Origin of the sequence: Enterobacter sp. 50793107 (assembly GCF_001463365.1) — a bacterium.
Classification (GTDB): domain Bacteria; phylum Pseudomonadota; class Gammaproteobacteria; order Enterobacterales; family Enterobacteriaceae; genus Enterobacter; species Enterobacter cloacae.
Window position 1 is genome coordinate 1 of sequence record NZ_LNII01000046.1, and the last position, 1,797, is coordinate 1,797.

The following is a 1,797-nucleotide window of genomic DNA, read 5'->3' on the forward strand; positions in this document are numbered from 1 at the left end:
GGTTCCTGAATACCAGGAAAAGCGACGGGCGGTAGCGTGTCCGGAACTGATAAAGAGAGAGTCTCATGGAAAATCCAGCCAGCCTGTTACGTCGTCTGAACCCCTACTGCGCCCGTGCGATGGAAGGTGCCGCCTCCCTGTGCCAGACCCGCGCCCATGCGGAAATCCTGCCCGAGCACTGGCTGCTGAAGCTGCTGGAGCAGGGTGAGGGCGACCTGACGGTGCTGGCCCGCCGCTACGAATGGGATATGGACGCCATCTGGCAGGATTTGCTGGCATTTCTCGACACGCTGCCCCGTTCGGTACGCAGCCGTCCGCAGCTCTCCGACAGCACTCAGACCCTGATGCAGGACGCGTGGCTGCGCGCCTCGCTGGCGGGCGAAGCGCAGATACGCAGCATTCACCTGCTGATGGCGCTGGCTGAAAAACCAAAACGGGTACGCTGCGACGGTTTGTGGCCGCTGCTGACCCTGGCGCAGAGCCAGCTTGAGCGTCTGCGCCCGCTGCTGGATGCGCAGTCGGACGAGCGACCGGAAGTGCAGCAGGAGGAGAGCCTGAGCCAGTCGCCTTCCGTGCTGAACGATGAGTCCCCCCGTGAGTCGGGCATTGCCGGCAGCAACGGGTTAAGTGAAGCATTACAGAACGCCCTGGATAAGTTCACCCTCGACGTCACCGCCCGTGCCCGGGAGGGCAAAATCGACCCGGTGTTCGGCCGCGACAATGAAATCCGCCAGATGGTGGACATCCTGTCCCGTCGCCGCAAGAACAACCCGATTCTGGTGGGGGAGCCGGGCGTGGGAAAAACCGCCCTGGTGGAAGGGCTGGCGCTGCGCATTGCCGAAGGGAACGTGCCGGAGTCCCTGAAAACGGTGAGCCTGCGCACGCTTGACCTCGGTCTGTTACAGGCGGGGGCGGGCGTGAAGGGCGAGTTTGAGCAGCGCCTGAAAAACGTCATTGATGCGGTGCAGCAGTCTCCGTCCCCGGTGCTGCTGTTCATCGACGAGGCCCACACCATTATCGGCGCAGGAAACCAGGCCGGGGGCGCCGATGCGGCCAACCTGCTGAAGCCCGCGCTCGCCCGCGGTGAACTCAGAACCATCGCCGCCACCACCTGGAGCGAGTACAAACAGTACTTTGAGCGCGACGCGGCGCTGGAGCGGCGTTTCCAGATGGTGAAGGTGGACGAGCCGGACGACGACACCGCCTGCCTGATGCTGCGGGGCCTGAAATCCCGCTACGCGCAGCACCACGGGGTGCACATTACCGATGAGGCGGTCAGGGCGGCGGTGACCCTTTCCCGGCGTTACCTGACCGGCCGCCAGCTGCCGGACAAGGCGGTTGACCTGCTGGACACCGCGTCGGCCCGCGTGCGCATGAGCCTCGACACCGTGCCGGAGCCGCTGACCCGGATGAAGGCGCAGCTCACGGCCCTGGCGATGGAAAAGCAGGCGCTGCTGGAGGATATCGCGGTGGGTAACCTCACCCACGATGAGCGGCTGGCGGCCATCGAACAGGACGAGGTCCGCATTATTCTGGAGCTCGACGAACGGGAAGCGCAGTACGGCCAGGAGCTGAAACTCACGGAAGCGCTGGTGGCCTGCCGCGCAGATATCTCCCGTCAGGCGGAGATTTCAGACCTGCAACAGCAACTGAATGAAGCTCAGCAGGACAACCCGCTGCTGGGGCTGGATGTGGACGCGCGTACCGTTGCCACGGTGATTGCCGACTGGACCGGTGTGCCGCTCTCCTCATTAATGAAGGATGAACAGACGGAACTGTTACGCCTCGAAGAGCACC

Annotated in this window: 1 protein-coding gene; it reads left to right on the forward strand. The window is 64.0% G+C overall.

Annotated elements, in window-relative coordinates:
* Nucleotides 1-65: 65 nt before the first annotated feature.
* Nucleotides 66-1,797: AAA family ATPase (locus tag APU11_RS06010; protein WP_060578364.1), on the forward strand; the 1,732-nt coding region annotated here is incomplete at its 3' end.